Source organism: Candidatus Cloacimonas sp. (genome assembly GCA_039680785.1).
Classification (GTDB): domain Bacteria; phylum Cloacimonadota; class Cloacimonadia; order Cloacimonadales; family Cloacimonadaceae; genus Cloacimonas.
Genome location: JBDKSF010000096.1, coordinates 1 through 23,754, shown reverse-complemented (window position 1 = coordinate 23,754; position 23,754 = coordinate 1). Strand labels below are relative to the sequence as shown.

General features: G+C 37.2%; 11 protein-coding genes and 1 tRNA gene. 7 read left to right on the top strand and 5 right to left on the bottom strand.

Going from position 1 to position 23,754, the window contains the following annotated elements; all coding sequences use genetic code 11:
• Positions 1-50: 50 nt before the first annotated feature.
• Together ABFC98_06960 and hydG are read left to right on the top strand one after the other, a co-directional pair.
• Positions 51-323: a TM1266 family iron-only hydrogenase system putative regulator gene (locus tag ABFC98_06960; protein MEN6445768.1), complete on the top strand. Its 273-nt coding sequence runs from the start codon at positions 51-53 to the stop codon at positions 321-323.
• Positions 313-1,722: a [FeFe] hydrogenase H-cluster radical SAM maturase HydG gene (hydG, locus tag ABFC98_06955; GenBank protein MEN6445767.1), complete on the top strand. Its 1,410-nt coding sequence runs from the start codon at positions 313-315 to the stop codon at positions 1,720-1,722. The genes ABFC98_06960 and hydG overlap by 11 nt, the downstream gene beginning before the upstream one ends.
• Before the next feature lie 338 nt (positions 1,723-2,060).
• Here hydG and ABFC98_06950 read toward each other — a convergent pair whose 3' ends face one another.
• The 5 genes from ABFC98_06950 to ABFC98_06930 all read right to left on the bottom strand — a co-directional run bounded on the left by ABFC98_06950 (position 2,061) and on the right by ABFC98_06930 (position 17,054).
• The gene (locus ABFC98_06950; protein MEN6445766.1) at positions 2,061-8,066 is read right to left on the bottom strand and encodes a C25 family cysteine peptidase; all 6,006 of its coding nucleotides are present in this window, start codon (positions 8,064-8,066) and stop codon (positions 2,061-2,063) included.
• A gap of 18 nt (positions 8,067-8,084) precedes the next feature.
• Positions 8,085-8,309 carry a hypothetical protein gene (locus tag ABFC98_06945; GenBank protein MEN6445765.1) on the bottom strand — a complete coding sequence of 75 codons (225 nt, stop codon included), beginning with the start codon at positions 8,307-8,309 and terminating at the stop codon, positions 8,085-8,087.
• Between the two features lie 102 nt (positions 8,310-8,411).
• Positions 8,412-14,417 (bottom strand): C25 family cysteine peptidase, encoded by a 6,006-nt coding sequence (locus ABFC98_06940; protein ID MEN6445764.1) that lies wholly within the window; start codon positions 14,415-14,417, stop codon positions 8,412-8,414.
• Positions 14,418-14,640: 223 nt separating this feature from the next.
• Positions 14,641-15,585: a carbamate kinase gene (gene arcC / locus ABFC98_06935; protein MEN6445763.1), complete on the bottom strand. Its 945-nt coding sequence runs from the start codon at positions 15,583-15,585 to the stop codon at positions 14,641-14,643.
• 134 nt (positions 15,586-15,719) lie between these two features.
• The gene (locus ABFC98_06930) at positions 15,720-17,054 is read right to left on the bottom strand and encodes a cyclic 2,3-diphosphoglycerate synthase (protein ID MEN6445762.1); all 1,335 of its coding nucleotides are present in this window, start codon (positions 17,052-17,054) and stop codon (positions 15,720-15,722) included.
• A gap of 325 nt (positions 17,055-17,379) precedes the next feature.
• Between ABFC98_06930 and ABFC98_06925 the strand changes: the two genes are divergently transcribed.
• The 5 genes from ABFC98_06925 to ABFC98_06905 form a co-directional block, all read left to right on the top strand.
• Positions 17,380-17,467: transfer RNA gene (locus ABFC98_06925), tRNA-Leu, on the top strand.
• A 235-nt stretch (positions 17,468-17,702) separates the two neighbouring features.
• The gene (locus tag ABFC98_06920) at positions 17,703-19,043 is read left to right on the top strand and encodes a PhoH family protein (GenBank protein ID MEN6445761.1); all 1,341 of its coding nucleotides are present in this window, start codon (positions 17,703-17,705) and stop codon (positions 19,041-19,043) included.
• A 3-nt stretch (positions 19,044-19,046) separates the two neighbouring features.
• Complete coding sequence (alr, locus tag ABFC98_06915) at positions 19,047-20,936, top strand: alanine racemase (GenBank protein ID MEN6445760.1); 1,890 nt, start codon at positions 19,047-19,049, stop codon at positions 20,934-20,936.
• A 96-nt stretch (positions 20,937-21,032) separates the two neighbouring features.
• Entirely contained in the window at positions 21,033-21,986 is a 954-nt protein-coding gene (locus ABFC98_06910) for a hypothetical protein (GenBank protein MEN6445759.1), read from the top strand.
• Between the two features lie 546 nt (positions 21,987-22,532).
• A partial coding sequence (locus ABFC98_06905; protein ID MEN6445758.1) for a glycogen debranching enzyme N-terminal domain-containing protein occupies positions 22,533-23,754 on the top strand: 1,222 nt, incomplete at its 3' end.

Here is a 23,754-nt window from a genome sequence, read left to right as displayed (position 1 = left end):
CCTTCTTGTTATGCCTCTTTTTTACCCTCTCACGCAAAAGGATATTTATTATGCAAGAGAGACATCACATTCTCACTATCATTATGGAAGACAGAGAAAGTGCTTTTCTTCCTGTAAATGAATTGTTACACAACTATGCTCAGCATATTTTATTGCGAGTTGGCTATCCAATGCGAGATTTAGGAGTAGCGGTAATCTTTTTGATTGTAGCTCTACCACTTGCAGAATTGGGAGCATTTTCCGGAAAATTAGGACAAATTAAATCTGTTAAAGTCCAAGTTACAACCCTGAAAATTGAAAAAGGAGATAAAAATGAACATTAACACAGAAGGCGTAAAGTCCTTTATTCCTACCAGCGAAATTGAAACGCATTTGCAAAAAAACCGTTTTGCCGACACCATTCGCATCCGAGACATCATAGATAAATCATTGGCTAAGAATAGATTAAATCCAGATGAAACGGCTGCTTTGATCAATGTTACCGATCCAGAATTAAAATTGCAAATTTTGGAAGGAGCTCACACCCTAAAAGAAAGAATTTATGGCAATCGCATTGTTCTTTTTGCACCTTTATATGTGGGCAATGAATGTATAAACGATTGTGTTTATTGTGGGTTTCGCATTTCCAATAAAGAATGCAACCGGGCTACATTAAGTAAAGAAGATCTTATTGCAGAAACCGAATCATTGGAAGATAACGGACACAAACGTTTGATTATGGTTTACGGAGAACATCCTAAATATTCTCCTGAATTTATTGCTGAGACGGTTCAGACCGTTTATAATGTAAAACACAACAAAGGCGAAATCCGTCGCGTAAATATTAACGCCGCACCTTTAGATATTGAAGGTTTTAGAACTGTCAAATCAGTTGGCATTGGAACATATCAGATTTTCCAGGAGACATACCACGAAGAATCATACAAAAAACTGCATCCTCGCGGTCCTAAAAGTAACTTTTTATGGCGACTGGATAGTTTGGATAGAGCTATGCAAGCCGGAATTGACGATTTGGGAATCGGAGCTTTGATGGGGCTTTACGATTGGCATTTTGAAGTTATGGGTTTGCTTTATCATACCATTCATCTGGAAGAACGTTTTGGAGTGGGTCCTCATACTATCTCTTTCCCGCGGATAGAGCCGGCTATTGGAACGGATTTTACTCAACACCCACCCTTCAGAGTTTCCGACGATGATTTTAAACTTCTCATAGCATCGCTTCGTTTAAGCGTTCCTTATACAGGAATGATTCTTACGGCCAGAGAGCCAATTGCAATTAGAGATGAGGTTTTACGCTATGGAATTTCACAAATTGATGCGGGCAGCAGCATTGGAGTTGGCGATTATGCACATAAAGACGAAGATTCCAAACACAAAAGTCAATTTGTCTTGGGTGATACACGCACTCTTGATGATGTAATTTATGAACTTGCCACCGGTGGCTATATTCCTTCTTTTTGCACTTCATGTTACAGAGCAGGCAGAACTGGAGAGCATTTTATGGAATTTGCCATCCCTGGCTTTGTCAAAAAATTCTGCACTCCCAATGCGTTACTCACTTTTGCAGAATATTTATATGATTACTCCAGCGAAAAAACTAAAAAAGCGGGTTTTGAATTGATTGATAAAGAAGTGGAAAAGATTGATGATCCGAATATGCAATCTTCTGTAAAAGATAATTTGGCGAAAATGAAAGAAGGAATTAGAGACCTTCACTATTAAAGCTTATTAGCAAATAAAATGACGATGAAGATGAGTGGAAAACCACCAATATAAAAAGAAGTGATTTCCGCTCTAAATATCTGACCGTTCACATTAAAAGGAGTTGGAACTTACCAAAGTTCTGACTCCTTTTGCATTAACTTTTTGCTGGTTCGCTATTAACCTTCGGTTGCAAAACTATCTTATAACTCAGTAACAACTGAGTAGCAATCCAGTAACGAAGTAACAGCAGTGTTACGGAAGTGTTAGAGGATTATTAGATAATCCTCTATGGAACAAATAATTAGAGAATAAGCTCGTTACATCTTAAAGCAGTTATTTTTGATTGGTTATGAAAGTTATGGGTTATCTTTTAGAACTGGAAGTTGCGAACTTGCTTTGATATAATAAAATGCTTTGGTGGCAGTTACATCACTGAATTGTAGCTGAGAAGTAGTGCCAATTAAAGTAAAGACACCAGTTGGACTATCACTTCTATAGACCTGATAACTATTGGCATTGGGAACAGTATTCCATTGTAGAATAATATTATCCGTTCCTTGAATAATGTTTACTGTGGGCGTTGCCAATGATGGATAAGAACCACTTCCGCTAATCTCTATGCTAAATATATGACTATTTTCCGCATTACTGGTTATGGTTAAATTACCATTATAGGATGCTGGAATTGTAGGAGTAAAAGTAACGCTGAAATTTAAAGTATTTCCCGGCTCAATGGTAAAGCTAACATTATCTCGTTCATCAATTCTATGCTGTTCCCAAATAGATGAGTTTGTAGGGTTATTAAAACTAACAAGATAACCTTCAGGAACGGTAAAATAACCTGCCAGCAAATAATTGCCAGTATTTTGAACCGTAAAAGGCAAAGTTGCTGAACTACCAATTTCTACGGTGCCAAAATCGAGTTGAGAAGGATTTACTGCTATGTTTGGATTTTGGGGTGGAGCAGAAACAGTGATTTTAAGATCGGGTCTGCTACTTATGACGAAACCGCCGGAAAAAACATTGGTCTGATCATTGCTATAGCTTCTGCAATATCTATATCCATTATCAACAGTAGTATAGCGAACTGTTCCCGAAGAAACATATAAACTGGCTACTCCAAAAGCTGTATCCACAACAATATTATCCGTTCCGTTCCACTGAAAGGGAGTGGAAAGAGTTAACATATTCCAACCGACTTCAGTTGGCATATAAGATGTATTGGCATAAACAATTGACATTCCTGTGGCAGATTGCCAAGAAGAGACATTAGTTGTAGCCGTATGTTTCATCCGAATCAAAAAATTGGGCAATGGATAGGAAGGTAAACCGGATATATAAAAACCGATTTGTAAGATTGGAATGGGACCATATATTCCAGCGGCATTCAATTCTGCTGCAGTATAAACTGATTGGCCATGTAAGCTTGGATTATATATATTTACGGGACAAGCAGTTGTATTGTCCGTAAAACCTGTTCCGACGCCTAAAATTACTTGCGTGGAAGTAATATTGGAAGGTGTCGCTTGCACCGTTTGGGTAGGGCTTGATTCATTATCTCCGGAAACAGTGGTTAAATAATAAGAATAGGTAGTATTATTGACCACATTGACATCATAAAAAATACAAGCATTTTCTACATTCGCATAAAAAGCATCATTACGATATATTTTATAGCCACTTACATTTCCAATTACGGGTGCTTGCCAGGAAAGAGTTACTAATCCATTTCCGGGAGTTGCGCTTAAAGCCGTTGGAGGGAATACTATATTGTCATCAATAAACATTTTCATTCTTAAATTAGGTAAATTAGTAGTAGAAGAAAGATTAGTGGGTGATGCACTATCACTGCGATTTTGCCTTGCCCTATTTGCAGTAGTATTTGTATAAGTCCAATAAGGATAATTACTTATCCACGATTGAAATCCTTTTATACATAAGATAGAAAGATTATTCACTCCATCAAAAAAGAACATCGGATTAAGATTAACTTCCATCCAACCCGAAACAGCATTATTAGGAAAAGAACCGCTATAAACTAATGTATATCCGTTTAAATCATAATTTCCCGTGCTTAAAGAATTACTGGAAGTGAGTTTCATATAGATTGTTACATTATCAATTGGGTTGGTATCAGCTCCAGAAGCTTTATAGTAAGCAATTGATTTTATCATACCCGGCATCCCGATTTCACTTGCCAGATAAATTGCTTCATGGGCTGAATAGTTATAATAGCGGTCTATTGGATAACTTTGTTGACCTGTTCCGGTGCCGATAATTACAGGTAACGGCGCTCCAATTTCCAAAGAAATTGTTGAGGAAAGATTATAACTTCCAGCCGTAGCATAAAAATTCAGAGTTGCCAAAGTTCCTATAGGAACCGAAATACCGGCGCTAAGAGTAAAAATGAGCTCTGAACTTCCATTTCCGGCAATAGGAGCAAATTGAACAGACCCTGTTGTTATCGTTATTGATCCCCCAGAAGTAGTAATATTTGCTGAACCAGATGGACTTGCTACTGCTCCTGTATTGAGAAGCTGAACAGCAAGATTTACTGTTTCACCCGGATCAAGAGTGCCATCGTTGTCTCCACTAAAATCAAGTATAGTATAAGTGCCCATACTCAAAACTGGAGTATAAACTCCTAAAGTAAAAGTATAAATCCAGTTCTGCCCACTTCCGGTAATGGATATTGTGAAGTTGATAGTATGATTGCCTGGGCAAGATGGCGAAATACTAAGGTTAAAATTGGTTTGAGGGATACCCAGTGATTCTCCTGCAATGTTTCCATAATTGGCAGTATTTACATTTAAAGTTACATAAGGATCGGAACAGGTAAGCACGGCAGTAACATTTTCTGCATCAGTAAGTCCGTTGTTGGTTAGCTGAATTTGCAGATCAGCTGTTTCTCCTGGTTCAAGATTATTATTAGCATTAGGATCAATGACTGTTGTCTCGGCAATATTCAGATGTGGTAAGCCGGAAATTATGCCAGGAGTGCTTATAAATAATGCTTTTTCACTACTTAAAGGACTTGCCGCAGTTGGATAAGTATTATTGAAAGTATATTCCAATCCGTCAGTTCCCAAATGATTTTTGATTCCGATCGTGCAATAATTGCCATGGGGATAGGTATCTCCACTCCCTTGATCTATATTATTGAAGATTTTGTATTGTAATTTGATCTGTCCGTCGTTAGTATTGGTAGGATAATAAATCGGATCGTATAAAATTGCCTCAAAGGTCTCTAAACTGGAACTGTTATAACCGCTAACTATATTATACCACTCAACTACATAATAGTGCTGAGCAGAATTGTAATATGTATAAATTCCGCTGCCTGTTCCAAATTGAAGATCATCCCAAAAAACAGCTATCATAGGATTAGGTCCGCCAGCACCCGGTAAACGCCAATTTCGCCAGTCCCCATCTAAGGTCTGACCAAAAGCAATAAAACCATTGGAACAAATTGATGCCTGAGTATATTGTCTGCCATAAAATTGGAAGGGAAAAGGTAAAGTAACTGTTTGAATGGCGATGGCATTGGTAGCATCTCCTTCATCAGAAGAATTTCCCGGATCAGTGAAAGAAAGCAAAGTCCCACTTCCTCCTTCGGTAGGAGCTATCGGTATCCACTGATAAGTAGGACATAAGGCATAGCCAATGTCAGTTACATCATAAATAAAATAACCATAAGCATCTTGGCCCAAAGGATCATGAACGGTGGTAGTTCCAATGTTTACGGTAAAGTGAATCTCTTCCGAATAACCGTTTGTAGATGATAAGGTAAGAATTAACGGAATAACCATCCCTACAACGCTGGTGTTTCTAACCATAATGTTAAAACTGTCATTGTTATTAGTAGCAATAGCATTAGGATTTAGCGTCCCGTAATACCCAATGGAATCCTGTATTACAAAATAATTGCTAAGCGATCTCAATCTGCCAGAAACATTTGGCAGAGCAATTAAACCCGTATTTTTAACCGATAATGTGAATGGACAGGTAACTCCCGGAGTAACGATATTTCCAGTTAAACCTACAAAGTTATAATTCTGCATCTGTAGTTTTCCGCCCCGAACCATTATAGGAATATTCATTGACCAAATATACCCTGTTCCTTCAGCAGTTAAAAGTAAATTGATGGTATGTTGATCAGGGCAGTTAGGAGAAATCGAAAAGACAATGGGAGTAGTATTCGTAACTAAACCTATGGGGCTAATATCACCAAATTCTATGCGGTCAAATTCTATTAAATTGATATAAGGATCATCGGAACTAACTCGTCCATTGACAAATAGTGTAGATGCACTTGTATTCTTTAAAAATATATATAAATTTGCTTCTTCACCTGGATTTATTATTTCATCGCCATTACCAACTATTGTATCGTCAACAATAATACTGTCAAACACAACACCACCGTTTGTATTTACATTAATTGTGCTTGAATAGGCGATAAAATCATTCTTAGTAACTGTTAAATCAAGATTTTGAGCTAACCCTGCTGGCAAGGAAATGCTTACATAACCATTTGAATCGGTTATTCCTTTTAACTGCACACCGGAGGTTGTAGTTAAAGTTACAAAGGCACCTTCAACGCTTATTCCATCATTTGATTTTACATTAATTCTAACATCGGTTGAGCCAGAAGGAATAGTTGTAGGCGCTGACACAGCAAAACTATTAGGAGTTCCTATATAAACCATCGCCGTGGGATCACCCATCAAATTACAATAAGCAGCAAAATTTTGTGCCTGGGTAGGATGACTAACTCCATAAATTAAATTTAGGTATAGTTTTGAATAAAGTAATGCGGAAGACATATCTCGCATTCCCAATCCAAATATTCCGTGAAAAATACCCACCGTTAAACAATTGTTCATAGGAGTGTGTGTACTGGATGTAGCCATCCCGATGGCAGTTACAGCTCCTCCCAAAGATGCAGATGAGCCATATCTGATAATATCTTCCGTAGTTGCATTGCCTCCACCAAAGCTACCAGTGTTACAAGTAATAAAGACAGCATGAAATAGCTTGTAGGAATTAAACAATGAAGACATTGTGCTGGGCCAACCACTCATTCCTATATAACCACGATAGTTATAAAAGGCAACACCTTGATTGATGGCATTGTTAATTGAGGTAGAACTGGGAGAACCATATTGTTCAGTGTAAGTATATGCTGGATTAACTTCATAGGATATGTCATGGATGAATCTGTTAGTATATATGGTAGATATTCCAGATGAACTGCTGTCCCCTACTAAAACCATTCTATCTAACCAGTCCGTAGAATGCTGACCAATATTTTTTTCCAAAGAGAGTATTTTGGCAAGTATAACATCCAGTTGTGCAGTAGTTGAAACCGAAATTCTCCCGATCATAACATCGCCTAAACTATCTCCCCCGGAAAGCCAGGTATATTGATAATCAACATAACTACTAAATGTAGGCACAGTAATCGTCCCATCCGTATCACCTATTAAAACAATATAGTCCGGACGCGTAGCAATATTATTGTATGCTGTTTGTATATAATTTTTTATGCTGGTGCTTGTAGATCCTGTAACACTGGTACTAACGGCATTTACGATAAAGCCCCTTTGCTTTTTCCAGTAAACATAATTATTGATTTTAGCTTGATAAGTGGTATCTGAGTAGTTACCATATATAACTAACAGAATAGGATTTCGATAGCTGATTTCTCGTGTTTGCATTACCGAATCATAATTTAAGATCAAACCCTGGTAAATACTGTCAAAACTCTCGGAAATGGATATTGGGCTTGACATTAGCTCATTTACAGATGAACGATTATCAAAAGTAAGCTTGATATCCAGATCTTGTGTTACAAGAAGGTTATGATTCTTCTGGTCATATTGAAAAGGATAAACATTGATGCTTACTACTCTGAAGTCACGCAGAATCTGAGGTTGTGATATAACAACATTATTGACTGGATACAAACCTTCAGCTAATCTACCCTGTTGTCTTTCGGAAGATAGTTGCTCGTCAAAATCAGCAATAAATTGATCTATAGAAATTTTGGCAGGATCTGATACAAATAAATTAACCCCTCCCCTATCAGGAATCGCTACCATCGTAGAAAATACAGGTAATGTTTCTTTCTCATCAATGAATAAATAAGGAGTGTCTGACATCTTAATCTGTTTGATAAGATCACTGTTGTCAATCTGCTTAATTTCCCACTCAGACAAAGAAAAATGAATGTTAATTTCATCGTTGGCAGAGCGAGTTAATTCAAAGGGATTATCTGCACTGTTTGCATTAGCATATAGCGCTACTGGTAACATCAAAATAGCTATCATCAATAAAGACAAATAGAGATATGGTTTCATAGTCAACCTCAGTTAATATCAAATTGTTTTATTTAATTGCAATTTATAAACCAAAACAAGACATTTTATCAATATTATTGAGCTAAATTTCATCTCATCCCAAAGTAGCATATTGTTCTGATGATTTCGGACTGCCAGATAAATTTTAGAAAGTGGATAGGAAATTTCGTAATGTTTTTTACTGATATATCCTTTAGCATCGGAATGAATTTTGAATTTTGCGGTTCCATTATCCAATTCCATAAAGCCCAACAAGTCATAAAAAGATTGCCCTGGAAAGCAAGATTTGCTTATCTCTGTTTCCCAAGACAATGCTTTTTATCGTAAAATAAGATTGTTTAGGGATTATTTTTTGGCAAGTGGATTTTGGGTGCTTGCCTTTATATAGTAAAAACCTTTATTTACAGAAGTATCGGTAAATTGCAGTTGAGTTGTGGTTCCAATCAAAGTAAAAACACCAGTTGGACTATCACTTTTATAGACCTGATAGCTATTGGCATTGGGAACAGTATTCCAGTGCAGAATAATACTATTCGTTCCTGGCATAATGTTTACTATTGGCGTTGCCAATGATGAATAGAAACCTCTACCAATTAAAGCCAAGTTATAATTATGATTGTTAACAGCATTACTGGCTATAAGCAAATTACCGTTATAAGATGTTTCAGCAGTTGGAGTGAAAATCAAATTAAAGGTGAAGGAATTTCCTGCTTGAATAGCAAATTGCAAATTATTCCGTTCTTTGTTAATATTTCCATCTTCAAAAGAATTTTTGGCAGGATTGGCAAATACATATCCGGAAGGAATAGTAAAATAACCCCCTAAAAGTTGATTGCCTGTATTTTGAATAGTAAAAGGCAAAGTTGTTGAACTGCCAATTTCCACCGCTCCAAAGTTCAATTGACCGGGATTAACTGAAATTAGAGCACTTTGAGCTTGGGTAGGAACAACAATTTTAATGTTTGGTCTATTACTGGAAATATTACTCCCAGTAAAAACATTAGTTTGGTCATTGTTATCGTCCCAAGCATATCGATAACCATTGGTAACAGTTGTGTATTGAACTGTTCCGGAGGAATTCCATTGACTTACAAGCCCAAAGGCAGTATCAATAACAATATTATCTGTTCCATTCCAATGAAAAGGAGTAGTAAGAGTAAGCATATCCCAGCCACTGGAAACAGGCATATAGGACGCATTGGTATAAACAGTAGTCATTCCCGTTGCGGTTTGCCAAGAAGACGCATTAGTAGCAGTCGTGTGTTTCATTCGGATTAAGAAATTCGGTAAAGCATAAGTTGGAGAGCCCGCAATATAATAACCCAGTTGTAAAAAGTCTACGGGTCCGTAAATCCCTGCTGCATTCAGTTCTGCAGCAGTATAAACCGATTGACCGTGCGCACTTCTATAATAAATATTTATCGGACTGGCAGTAGAAGTTCCTGTAACGCTTGTTCCACTACCAATTATTGCTACAATGGAAGTAGTATTATTGGGAGTTGCCTGAACAGTTGAAGTAGGAAGAGATTCATTAGTTCCGGAAACAGAGGTTAAATAATAAGAATAGGTTGTTCCATTAATAACATCTACATCATAATAGGTCTGTCTATTAGCTACATTATCATATAAAGCATTATTACGGTAGATATTATAACTATTTATGTTTCCTGTAATTGGTGCCTGCCAGGATAAAGTAACTATTCCATTTCCCGGGGTAGCTGTTAAAGCAGTGGGGGGAAAGATTATACTGTTATCTGCAAAGATTTTAAAGCGGATATTAGGTAGATTGTTGGTAGCGGAAAGATCTGTGGGAGCTGCACTATCACTATGATTTTGCCTTGCCCGTGATGATGCACTACTGGTATAACTCCACAATGGATAATTGTTTATGTATTGTTGATATCCTTTTACGCAGAGGGCAGAAAGATTATCGACTCCATTGTAAAGGAACCTTGGGCTTAGAGTAATTTCCATCCAACCGGAAGTTGCATTATTAGGCAAAGAACCGTTATAAACCAATGTATATCCATCCAAACTATAATCTCCGGAGCTGAGGTTTGTGCTTTGCGTATGTTTCAGATAAATAGATACACTTTCTATCGGGTTTACATCTACACCTTGAGCTTTATAATAAGCAAGGGACTTAATTTCACCTGCAATACCAATTTCGCTGGCAAGATAAATTGCTTCATGCGCAGAATAGTTATAATATCTATCCAAAGGATAATTTTGCGTTCCGGTTCCAGTCCCGATTGTAATTTCTAAAGGTGCTCCGATTTCCAGAATAATATTCGTTGAGGCAGAATAATTTCCGGCAACGGCGGAACACAGAATATCAGCCATAGTTCCAACGGCAACTGAAGCATCCGCACTAAGAGTAAAAACAAGAGTAGCAGTTCCGTTTCCAGCAATGGAGGCAAACTGAGCTGTTCCTGCAATAATATTAATTCCTTCAGTAGATGTAGTAATCATTACCGTTCCAGCAGTGCTGGCTACTTCTCCAGTATTCAATAATTGAACAGAGATGCTTGCTGTTTCACCGGGATCTAATATTTCATCAAAGTCACCATTAGAATCTAACACAGTATAAGTTCCAAATTCAAGTATTGGAACATAAACCTCCAGAGAAAAGGAATAATTCCAATTTAATCCACTGCCTGAAAGAGTTAATGCAAAGTTAATTGTATGACCTCCAGGGCAAGAGGGAGATATACTTAAAATAAAATTGTTTTGAGGTAAAGCTTGAGAATCAGCAGCAATATTTCCGTAATTAGCTGTACTATTATTAATTGTAACATAAGAATCGGAACAGGTAAGCACGGCGGTAACATTTTCTGCAACAGAAAGCCCGTTATTTATAAGTAAAACTTGCAGTTGAGCTGTTTCACCCGGTTCCAGATGGTTATTAAAATTGGAGTCAAGAATAGTTGTTCCAGCAATGTTCAGATGTGGTAAACCGGAAATTATGCCAGGAGTACTTATAAACAATGCTTTTTCATTACTTAAAGGGCTTGCCGCTGTAGGATAAGTATTGTTGAAAGTATATTCCAGTCCATCAGTTCCGTAGTGGTCTTTAATGCCAATGCTACAATAATTTCCATGGGGATATGTATCCCCACTACCTTGGTCTATATTATTAAAGACCTTATATTGGAGTTTGATTTGCCCGTCATTAGTTATAGTGGGATAATAAACAGGATCATATAATATTGCTTGAAAGGTTTCATTAGTTGCATTGTCAAATCCTGATATTAGATTATACCATTCCACCACAAAATAATGATTCCCAGAATTGTAATAAGTATAAACTCCGCTTCCAGTGCCCAACTGCAGGTCATCCCAGAAAGCGGCAATCATACAATTAGGACCTCCAGCACCCGGTAAACGCCAATTTCTCCAGTCCGCATCTTGTGTAGCACCAAATGCAATAAAGCCATTGGAAGTAATGGATGCCTGAGTATATTGCCTGCCGTAAAAAGTAAAGGGAAAAGGTAAATTTATTGTCTGAATAGCTACGGCGTTCGTAGCATCCCCTTCATCAGAAGCATTACCCGGGTCTGTTAAGGAAAGTAATGTTCCACTTCCTCCTTCAGTAGGAGCTATAGGAATCCATTGATAGGCGGGACATAGTGGATAAGCAATATCCGTTTGATCATAGATAAAATACCCGTAAGCATCCTGACCTAAAGGATCATTCACAATAGTTGTTCCGATGGTAATACTTAAATGTAATGTTTGTATGTAGCCATTAGCGTTAGAAAGTGTAAGAATCAACGGAATAACCATTCCGTTTACACTGCTGCCACGAGCAAAAATAGTAAAACTGTCAGAACTATTAGTGACCGTAGAATTGGGTGCAATATTGCCAAAAAAACCCTCAGCATCCTGAACCACGAAATAATTACTGAGCGACTGTAAATTACCGTAAACATTTTGTAGAGTAGAAATACCTGTGTTTTTCAGAGAAAAAGTAAAGGGACAGGAAACTCCTGGAGTGATAATATTATTAGTTATACCAACAAAGGTATAGCTTTGCATTTCCAGGTTACCATTACGAACGATAACAGGGATGTTTATCGTCCAATTATTGCCTGATGCTTGAGCCGTAAGAACTAAAATAGAAGTATGTCGGTCAGGGCAGGTGGGAGAAACGGAAAATACAATGGGAGTAATGTTTTCACCATAATTACCGGCAGCAATATCCCCAAATTCCAAGCGATCATATTGTCTCAAAGTTATAAAAGAATCTGTAGTAGTTACACTACCATTAACGAACAGAGTAGATGAACCCGTATTTTTCAAAGTTACATAGAGGTTTACTTCTTCACCAGCATTAAGTGTTCCATCGCCATTTCCTGTAGCCGTATCATCATCCAAAACATAGCTGTCATATACAATGCCTCCATTCGTGTTTAATGTTATTGTTCCAGTAAACGCCATATAATCATCCTTAGCAACGGTTAAAACCAGGTTCTGACTTAAATCGGAAGGTAGATTTATAGTAACAAAACCGGTAGCGTCCGTAATTCCGGTTAACTGTAAACCGGAAGTCGTTGTTAAAGTTACATAAGCACCTTCAACGCATTCTCCGTTATTATTTGTTGTTCCAATTCTGACATTGGTTGAACCGGTAGGAATAGTTGCAGGAGCCATAACGGTAAAACTTCCAGGAGTTCCTACATAAACCATAGCAGTAGGATCACCCATCAGATTACAATAACCGGCAAAATCCAATGCTTGAGTAGGATGGCTTATACCATAAATAGAATTCAGGTATAACTTTGCATAAAGCATTGCGGAAGACATATCCCTCATTCCCAGATTGTAAATTCCGTGAAAGATACCTACATTCAAACAATTGTTCATTGGTGTATGAGTGGATGAAGTAGCCATTCCAATTGAAGTTACGGCACCTCCTAAAGACGCAGCGGTTCCCATACGAATAACTTGTTCTGTAGTAGAGGTTTGAGAAGAGCCATAGAAAGTTCCAGTGTTACAAGTAATAAATACTGAATGAAAGAGTTTATAGGAATTATATAAGGAAGACATTGTGCTGGGCCAACTATTCATACCTATATAACCCCGGAAGTTATAAAAGGCAACACCTTGATTAATTGCACTATTAGTTGTTGTGTTACTGGGGCTGGAACCATAGACCTCAGTATAAGTATATGCAGGATTAATTTCTTCCGAAATATCACGAATGTATCTATTTGTATAAATCGTTGAGATACCTGAAGAGCTGGAATCTCCTACTAAAACCATTCTATTCAACCAATCAGTTGAATGCTGGCTGATATTCTTCTCCAGAGAAATAATTTTTGCCATAATTACATCCAGATCAGAAGTAGAATTAACGGAAATCCTGCCAATCATCACATCACCCAAGTTATCGTTACCAGCCAGCCAGGTATATTGATAATCCACATAAGAGCTATTACTTGGTACGGCAATATTTCCATCTGTATCTCCAATCAAAGTAATATAATCGGGGCGAGTGGATACATTGTTATAAGCATTTTGGATATAACTCTTTATGCTTGTATTGGATGTTCCGGTAACACTGGTGCTAACAGCGTTTACAATAAAGCCCTTCTGCCTTTTCCAGGTAACATATTCATTTATTTTGGATAAATAGTTTGTATCTGTAAAATTGCCATAAATAACCAGCATCACAGGATTTCTATAACTAACATTCCGTGTTTGCATTACGGAATCATAGTTTAATATAAGCCCCTTGTAAATACAATCAAAACTGCAAGATACATCAGTATCGGAATTCAGTTCGTTGCCAGCTGTCCGATTATCAAACTTTAAGGTTATCTCCATATTTTCATTAATAAATAGGGTCCGGTTATTCCGGTTATATTGAAAGGGATAAATGTTTAAAGTTATCACTCTGAAATCGCGCAATATCTGTGGCTCTGAAATTACGACATTATTGGCAGGATAAAGAACATCAGAATATCTACCCTGCTGACTTTCTCGCATCAAAACATCATTAAAATCAGCGGTAAAATCGTTAATTGTGGATTTTGAGCTATTGGAAACAAGGAGATTCACCCCTCCCCTATTCGGAATAGCAATCATTGTAGAAAAAACAGGGAGTGTTTCATCTTCATCTATAAATAAATAGGGAGTATCTTGAACTTTTATTTGTTTTCTAATTTCACCCTTATCATCAATTTGTTTAATCTGCCATTCAGGTAACGAGAATTGAATTTTTATCTCTGAACTACTGGAATTTATTATACTAAAGGCATTTTTATCACTACCGCTATTGGCAAATATTGCTAATGGCAACAGTAGAATGGTTACGAATAGCAATGTTAAACATTTAGATTGTTTCATTATAACCTCTATATTTTCATTTTCTTGGCCATAATGTTGCAATATTAGAGCCAATTCCTGATTTCCTTAAGGTTACAGTGATTTAGTTATTAACTTTTATTTCTTCGAGCTGTGAATGCGTATGCTGCAATTTCTTTCTATCTTTATAACCATATACTGATAATGAAATTGCAATATCGTTCCGTATTTGATACAGGAACAATATTAGGTCTGGAACCTTCAGCTACAGAATTCGGGTTCCTGTTTTACCCTCTATGGCATCTACGATTTTATCTATGGAAGTAATCAACACTTCCGAGCCCCCGCGCTCCAGAAAATCAATTGCAGCCATAATTTTAGGTCCCATACTACCTGCTGGAAATTGCTTTTCTGCGTAATACTGTTTGGCTTCGGAAATCGTTAATTTATCCAAATCTTGCTGATTTGCTTTACCGTAGTTTATGGAGACCTTTTCCACCCCAGTTAAAATCACAAATAGATCTGCCTTAATCTCCAGAGCTAATAAAGCAGAAGCAAAATCCTTATCAATTACTGCATCTACTCCTTCGTAAGTTCCATCTTCTTCAATATAAATAGGGATACCACCTCCGCCAACTGCAATAACAATTTCTCCCCTATCTACCAGTTCTTTGATTGTAGCTCCGGGAATTATTTCCACCGGATGAGGAGAAGGAACAACTCTGCGATATCCTTTACCTGAGTCCTCTTTGAGAGTCCAACCCAATTTAATTTTTAGTTCTTCTGCTTGTTCTGCAGAAAAATAAGTGCTTCCCACAAATTTAGTTGGATTTAGCATACTGGGATCATTTTTATCTACTACTACTTGTGAAATAATGGTTATAACTTGTTTTTGTATTCCACTTTTATGCAGTTTATTTTGTAAACTCTGTTCAATCATATAGCCCATCGTTCCTTCGGTGGCTGCATTTAACACACCTAAAGGTAAAGGTGAAATACCTTCCTTTTCTCCTAATTCTTGTTGACGAAGAAGGTTTCCAACTTGAGGTCCATTTCCATGAGTTATACTTAGATGATAACCGCGTTTTATTAATTCCACAACTCCACCGAGTGATTCACGCGTGTTAGCAAACTGTTGTGTTATGGTTCCTGGTTCACCAGCTTTGATTATAGCATTTCCACCCAGAGCGAGAACAGCTGTTTTTGGCATTTTCAATTCCTCTTTGTTTAATTATGAGCAAACGGCTAATATACTGTAAGAGATAACAGCATAATTAACTATACGACTAAAATATAAAAACCGGAAATGGAGGTGGGAAAAAACCACCTCCATACTTATAATTGTTATTTTTTGTTAGATTTCTTTCCGAAATTCTTCAGCACATCAGCGATTGTGGGTATCCCAATTTCCTGTAATTCATAGCTAACTTGACATGCTGGCTTATTTATTTTAATCAGACGCCGTAGGTCTATAGGAGTAGCAATAATAACGGAGTCACATTCGGTGCTATTAATGGTCTTTTCGAGGTCTTTAATTTGCTTAGCGCTATAACCCATGGCTGGTAATAAAATACCTATATCAGGATATTTTTCGAAGGTCTGTTTTATTTCTCCTACAGCCCAAGGACGAGGATCAACCAAATCGGCACAGCCATATTTTTCTGCTGCCACGACACCTGCGCCATAAGTCATTTCTCCATGTGTTAAAGTAGGTCCATCTTCCACGACCAGAACTTTCTTGCCCAAAATCATTTCCGGATGATCTACAAATAGAGGTGAAGCAGCTTCAATGATTTGAGCGGTGGGATTGATGGCACGCACATTTTCTCTCACTTCATTTATATCAATCAAATCAGCGCTATCAATTTTATTGATTACAATTACATCAGCCAATAGGACATTTGTTTCTCCGGGATAATAAGAAATCTCGTCTCCAGGACGATGCGGATCAACTACCACAATTTTTATTTCTTTATCGGAAGTGTAGAAAGGTATATCATTATTTCCACCATCCCAAACAATTACATCAGCTTCTTTTTCGGCTTCTTTTAAGATTGCTGCATAATCTACGCCTGCATAAATCACACTATTCATCATAATGTGTGGTTCATATTCTTCCATTTCTTCAATAGTGCAGTTGTGTTTTTTGAGGTCTTCCAGTTCAGCAAATCTTTGTACTTTTTGTTTTACCAGATCTCCATAAGGCATAGGATGACGAATAGAAACAACCTTCAGTCCTTTTGCTTTTAGGGCTTTAACAACTGCTCTGGTAGTTTGAGATTTTCCACATCCAGTTCTTACGGCACATACCGTTACTAATGGTTTGCTGGTTTTAATGCTGGTATTTTGGGTTCCCATTAACATAAAATCGGCACCACAAGCATTCACTAAAGATGCCTTATGCATCACAACTTCAAAAGGAAGATCACTATAAGCCAACACAACCATATCCACATTGTGTTTCTTAATTAAGCTCTTAATTTCACTTTCGGGATGAATTTTAATTCCTTCTGGATAAAGTTTTCCGGCTAATGCAGCAGGATACTTCTTATCATCAATTCCAGGAATTTGGGTAGCCGTAAAAGCTACAACTTCATAGTCCTTATTATCGCGGAAGTAAACATTGAAATTTTGAAAGTCCCTTCCAGCAGCTCCCATAATGATAACTTTGCGTTTCATTAATGAATCTCCTTTATTTTTATATTTGTTGCTTATTTACTGTCAACCTTTAAATTAGGGTTTTACCGTCAAGGAAAATCTTGTAAATTACGAAATTAGGTTATCGTAGGTAGATGATATGAAAATCTAAACAAGTATGAACTTTTACGGTTTTGGCTTTATTTTATTAAGTTATTGGCGTGCCCAAAGTAAGAAAATGCCTGTTTGATAAAATAATCCTTCCTCATAATCAGTGTTTATCGGCTTCAATCCGCTAAATTCTTAACTTAACGAAATTTCGTGCTTGACAAAAAACACCTGTTAAAAATAGAAGAATAAGCAATGTGCTGAAGTGGTGAAATTGGTAGACACGCTAGTTTCAGGGACTAGTGAACAATGCGTTCATGGGGGTTCGAGTCCCCCCTTCAGCACCATTTTTTTATCTATTTTAATACTTAAAATCAGAAGGATTGATGCAACAGAGAAAATAAACATTGACTCAGCAGATAATGTTTCAATTATTGTATATTGTCTCACGATAAGATTTTTTGAATGCAGTTCAAATAACCATATATTTGTTCTTTATAGATTTGGTTAGAGAGATAGAGAACATTGCATTTGGCTGCAGAAAGAAAAACATTATTATATACAGAAAAGGAAGATATAGATATGGAAAAGAAAATCTTTGTTCTGGATACGAATGTTCTAATTCACAATCCACAAGCTCTTTTTTCCTTTGAGGATAACAGAGTGGTTATACCCATCGTCGTTATAGAAGAAGTTGATCAGTTTAAAAAAGGCGTAGATGAAAAAAGCAGAAATGCGCGTCAGATTGGTAGATATTTGGATGCTTTGCGTAAAAAAGGCAGTTTGAAAGAAGGCGTTCCTACAGAAAATGGAGGCACTATTCAGGTTGTAATTACGGAAGATATTGTAGCTACTGCTTCCCGCCTTTTATATATGGACAAAAATGATAATATGATTATTGGCACGGCATTATATCTGAAAGAAAAATATCCCCAGTCCATCGTAACTCTTGTTTCCAAAGATGTAAATGTGCGGGTGAAAGCTGATTGTGTAGGTATCAATGCTGAGAATTTTGAGACCGATTCGATTAAATATGATGAATTCTTTACGGGTTGGGAAATTATCGAGTTAGAAACAGAACAATATCGGGAATTGGAACAGAAAGGATACATTGACAATATTTTTGGTGATTTTTTTGCCAATCAGTTTGTTCGTGTACTTGATCCTAATAATTCCGCCAAATATATCACTTTGCGTTATCATAAGGGTAGAAATCAGCTCTATAAAATAAATCACTACACAGGACAGCAAATATATGGCATCCAAGCACGCAATTTTGAACAGGAAATGGCTTTAGATATTCTTTTGGATGACAGCATCCGCTTAGTGAGTTTATCCGGCAGAGCAGGCACGGGGAAAACACTTTTAGCGATGGCTGCTGGCTTGCATAAAGTAGTGGAAGAAAAAAAATATTCCCGCCTGGTTATCTCGCGTCCAATTTCTCCTTTGGGCAAGGACTTGGGCTATCTTCCCGGCTCCAAAAGTGAAAAATTTAATCCTTGGATGCAGCCCATTTATGATAATATGGACATATTACTTTCTGCCCATTCCGATAAACTGCACACCTCCGGAAAAGATAATAAAAAAACAGATATTAATTACCTAACTGATTATGACTTGCTGGAATTGGAACCTTTAACTTATATCCGAGGCCGCAGCTTACCAGATCAATTCTTTATCATCGATGAAGCGCAGAATTTAAGCCCTCATGAAATGAAAACAATTATTACGCGTGCCGGCGAAAATACCAAAGTAGTTCTAACCGGAGATCCTTACCAGATCGATATTCCCTATCTTGATTCGCAAAGTAATGGGCTTTCCGTTTTAGTGGAAAAATTCAAGGGAGAAATTATGGTTGGACACATCACTTTGGATAAGGGTGAACGCAGCGCATTGGCAGATTTAGCTGCCAAGTATTTATAGCTTATGTTACAGAAGAAAATCACCGATAGAAGCAGAGTGGAAATAGACCTCTCTGCTTTTAAGGCAAACCTAAATATTTTAAAGCAATACTTAAATCCCCAGCAACAATTTATGATGATTGTGAAAGCAGACGCTTATGGACATGGAGCCAGTGAAATAAGCCAAATTGCTTGTTCGGAAGGAGCAGTTTATTTAGGAGTCGCCAATCCGGAAGAAGGGCGTTTATTAAGATTGCAGGGCTTAAAATCTCCTATTTTAGTTCTTTCTCCCTGCCTGAAGAATGAAATTATACTCATTTTAGATAATAACTTAGCTGTAAATGTATCTTCTTACAATTTTGCCAAGGACTTGAATAAGGCAGCCAAAATTAGAAACATAAAAGCAATTGTTCATTTGAAGGTAGATACAGGTATGCACCGTAGCGGAATTTTGGATAGTGAATTCCTTTCCTTTTATTCTAAAATAGCAGAAATGGATAATCTGGTCATAGAGGGTATTTTCAGTCATTTTGCTTCTGCAGAAAATGATCTTGAATTTAGCCAACTGCAAGAAGAACGCTTTAGGAAAATAATAGACAAGCTACCGGCAAAACCCAAATATGTGCATATCAATAATTCTCACGCACTTGTAAATGGACTGGGAAAAGGGACTAATTTAGTTCGCATAGGCATTATGGCTTATGGAATTCAAATTCCGTCTCATAACGACATTGGTTTACAACCTGTTATGAAATTTAAAACTACTCTTTCGCAAATCAAGCAGATTAAAAAAGGGGAGTCAATCGGTTATAACCGTGCTTGGATTGCCCCCAAGGATTGTATTTATGGAATATTGCCCATTGGCTATGCCGATGGTTATGATTTTATGCTTTCCAATTGCGGAGTAGTATGGCTAAATAATCAATTATGCCAAGTAATTGGCCGCATTTCTATGGATATGATTTGTATTGATTTAAGCGAAGTAAAAGCTCCAGCAATTGGGGATACGGCAATTCTTTTGGGCGGAGAGAGCAAAGAAATTAGAGCGGAAAATTTGGTTGCCCATTACAACGGAAGTTCCTATGAATTGCTTTGTCAGGTTGGCAGACGCGCCAAACGGTATTATTTTCAAGATGGTAAATTGCTGCACAGCACACCTTTATCCCGGCGAGATTTTGTCCCTGATGATTTTCCTGATACTAAACTGAACCAAATAATCGAATCTGCCATCGCTCAACGAATGCAAAACATAGAAATTGGCGAACTTATCTATCGTGAAATGCTGCGGGATTTCTTTTTTTACAAGGATAAGGACATTCATTATCGCCATAATTTTCAGCACCAAATCGTCTTTTCCTGTTCTTTAAACGCCGGCTATTATAAGGCAACCACTACCCTCAGTTTTGATAAAGTGCTGAGCAATGATTATTTTTTAGTTGCCTGCGCTTCTTCTGATGAAGTTTTAAGACATTATTTTAAACGCAATGATGTTGAATACAGATGGCTGATGGATGATAGCTTCAAACTGAACACTGAAAACTTTATAGTTTGTTTGGCACAAGTGGATGAGCTCATTTTGGAGACCTCCGTAAACTACATAAATGACTGCCTGGAAATTAAATGCAGCCATCCTGACCTGAAGAAAAAGATAGGTAAAAAAGTGCATTTTATGATAAATACTCAGACATTGTATCCTATATCTACGCATCAATTCAGCGTTTTTATCACGGAACTTACGCGCGGCGTGAATATTTCCTTCCATTTTCCTCAGGACATTGCGAGTGTGGATTGTGTACCTTTTTTTTCCGGACAGGATAAAGACCCGGTGGTGAATATTACCAATAACGAAATTAGCGTTTCCAGCCGACCGGATGAATGGATTTTCCCCGTCAGCGGAGTTGTCTTTGCCTATTAAGCTAAAAAAAAGTTTGACAAATCAGTCCTGCCATATATTTGGTTTCAAAAGCATAAATGATTGTTTTTCATTCTGTTAACTAATGGTGACTTGCTTATGAAGAGATTCAATACATTAATTTTAACCTTGCTTTTGTGTTTGCCTTTATTGGCAGGAAGTTTTAACTGGTATTCGCAAAGCGACGAGCGCTGGAAATCAGAACAATTGGGTTCGAGCCGAAGTTCCATCGGTAGTAGTGGCTGTGTTCTCAGTTGTCTTTCTATGTTATTAAATGCAGAAGCAAGCAATCAATATATGACGCCTGACCGCTTAAATGAATGGTTACAAAAAAATGGTGGATATTCTGGCAGCAATATGCGCTGGCAAATTCCCGGAGAAATTGACGGCAGTGGATTAGGACTGGAATTAGTTGCCCAAAGCACAAAGCGTAATGATTGGGATTTTCTTTCTGGCGAACTGGGAAAAGGTAACAAAGTTATTGTAAAAGTTACCGGCAGAAGAAGCCATTGGGTGTTGGTTATCAAGCAGGATGGTCCTTCTGACAAACCTTCATCCTATCTAATCAATGACCCGGGAATGAAAGAATACGAAGAACGATCGCTTGCTTATTTTGGCGGTTTTAGATCTGCTCGTTCCTATTCTGGTAACTGGATTGATGAACAAGCATTTGATTTAGATAGTGAGATCAATGTTGTTCCAGTGTCACAAGATGAACTTTTCCTCTATGATGTAGCCAAATTACCTCATCCTGCCGATGTTTATGTTTCTTTGCATAATAAATTGTCCGTTGAAATAACGGGCTTTTTTATTTTAGGCCTTTTTGATGAGGAAGGAAATTACATCCGCACTGTCGATTATGAATATGCAACCGTAAAAGCCAATGAGGACTATGATTTGCTGTATGAATTGCCCGATGTAAATCCCCTGAATAAGGAACATCAAGATCTGAAGATTATTTACAGTAAATACTTTTCCGCTATGCCATCCTTGGCGGAATCCATTGAACTGATCAGTAAAGGTATTAGAAACTACACTCATATTGGGGATTAACCCACATTTCCAGCAGCCATATTTTCTAACAATTGCATTTTAGACAGAAATTACAGAGTAAATAACAAGACAATTGCGTTTTACATTAGCTATAATATCCTGAAGCAGATTTCAACTCAGCCATTTGATTCCTAATGAAATTTTACTTTTTCGCACTCTATCTGGTAGCTTATCCATAATTCACTTGCAAGCGTCTTCTTCCTTACTCATAACTCGGCTACGCCTGAAAACCAACCCGTAACCATCCCGTATCGCCATATCGGATGCTTTCGGGATGGTCTTGATCTGCACACCTTTAAGAAGAAACAGACAAGTGTAAAAATGGCTATATACCTAAAAGTAAGAAATATTTTATATTATGCAGCTATCTCTTTGCCGATCAGTAAGTAATATAAATAATAAACTTGTATTATTTTGCATCCGAGAGACACTCTCCCAATCAGGTTAACTGCTATATTTAACAAGGATCTAAAAATTATTCTTGACGGATTTTGCAGTATGGAAAAAAATCAACACAATTTGAACGCATAACAACGAGGTGGTTTGATGAATAATTACTTTATGGAAACCCATCATCATGAATGGATTTTAACCAATCGTAGAGGTGGGTATGCCTTGGGAACTGGTAATCTCATAAATCAACGCAAATATCATAGTTTGCTGGTAAGCAGCGATAATAAATTTAATAGAACTCATCTGGTAGCTGGCATAGAGGAAAAAATTGAATGGCGGGGAGAATATTTCCACCTGGATAGTAATAATTACAGTAATTGTATTTTCCCCGAGGGGTTTTTACATTTGGTGAAACCGTGGTTAAGACCCTATCCTATTTTCTTGTATTCCGCTCTTCCCCATCAAAATGATATTCTAATTCTCAAAGAAATTATGATGGATGAATCCACCAATACAACCTTGGTTAAATATACTAATTTGGGTCATCATTTGCTCCATTTTGAATTGCACCCGAAGTTTACAATGGTCAATCATCATTCATTGAACCAACCTGGAACTCTAAATTCGCTGGAATTTGATACTGAAATTGAAAATATAGATAAATTCATCCGCTATAGCGTTGTTCGCAAAGATAACGATGTTACTCTTAGTGGAGCTGTTTTATTCGGAGAAATTACATCCAATCGTTATGTATATTACAATGTTTTTTATCCTTGGGAAGTGATGAATGGCTATGAAGGCGTGGGAGACCAAATATCTCTTGTTCAAATAAGTTTTGATCTAAAAATTGGTAATAGCAACTATTTACTTTTTAGTGATACTCCCATTGAAGATGCGGAAACACTAATTAAGAGGATAGAAAACCGTTACGCTTATTTACCCAAGCCACTTGATTATCCTTCTTATCCCGATAAAGATGATACCCTGCTCAATTCTCTTGATTATAATGATAGTATCCTGTTCAATTATGATAGCTATCTAAAAATATTGGAGTTTGGCCTTCAGGACTTTTTAGCCAATGATGATATAGTAGCCGGCTATCCTTTTTATGGCGCTTGGGGAAGAGATACAATGGTTGTTCTTAATGCTCTTTTACGCAGCCCTGGTCAACAAGAGACCGTAGAAAAAATACTAAGCAAATATCGTGGCTTCATTAAGAATGGTCTTATCCCCAATATGTTGGCGGAATCAGGCAGAGAAGCAAATTACGATAGTGTTGATTCTACTCTTTGGTATATCATTTTACTTTGGAAATTGGGCAAAAGAAAACAGACAGTTAAATACTGGAAAGATAGCATCACTCTTACGGAAGAAA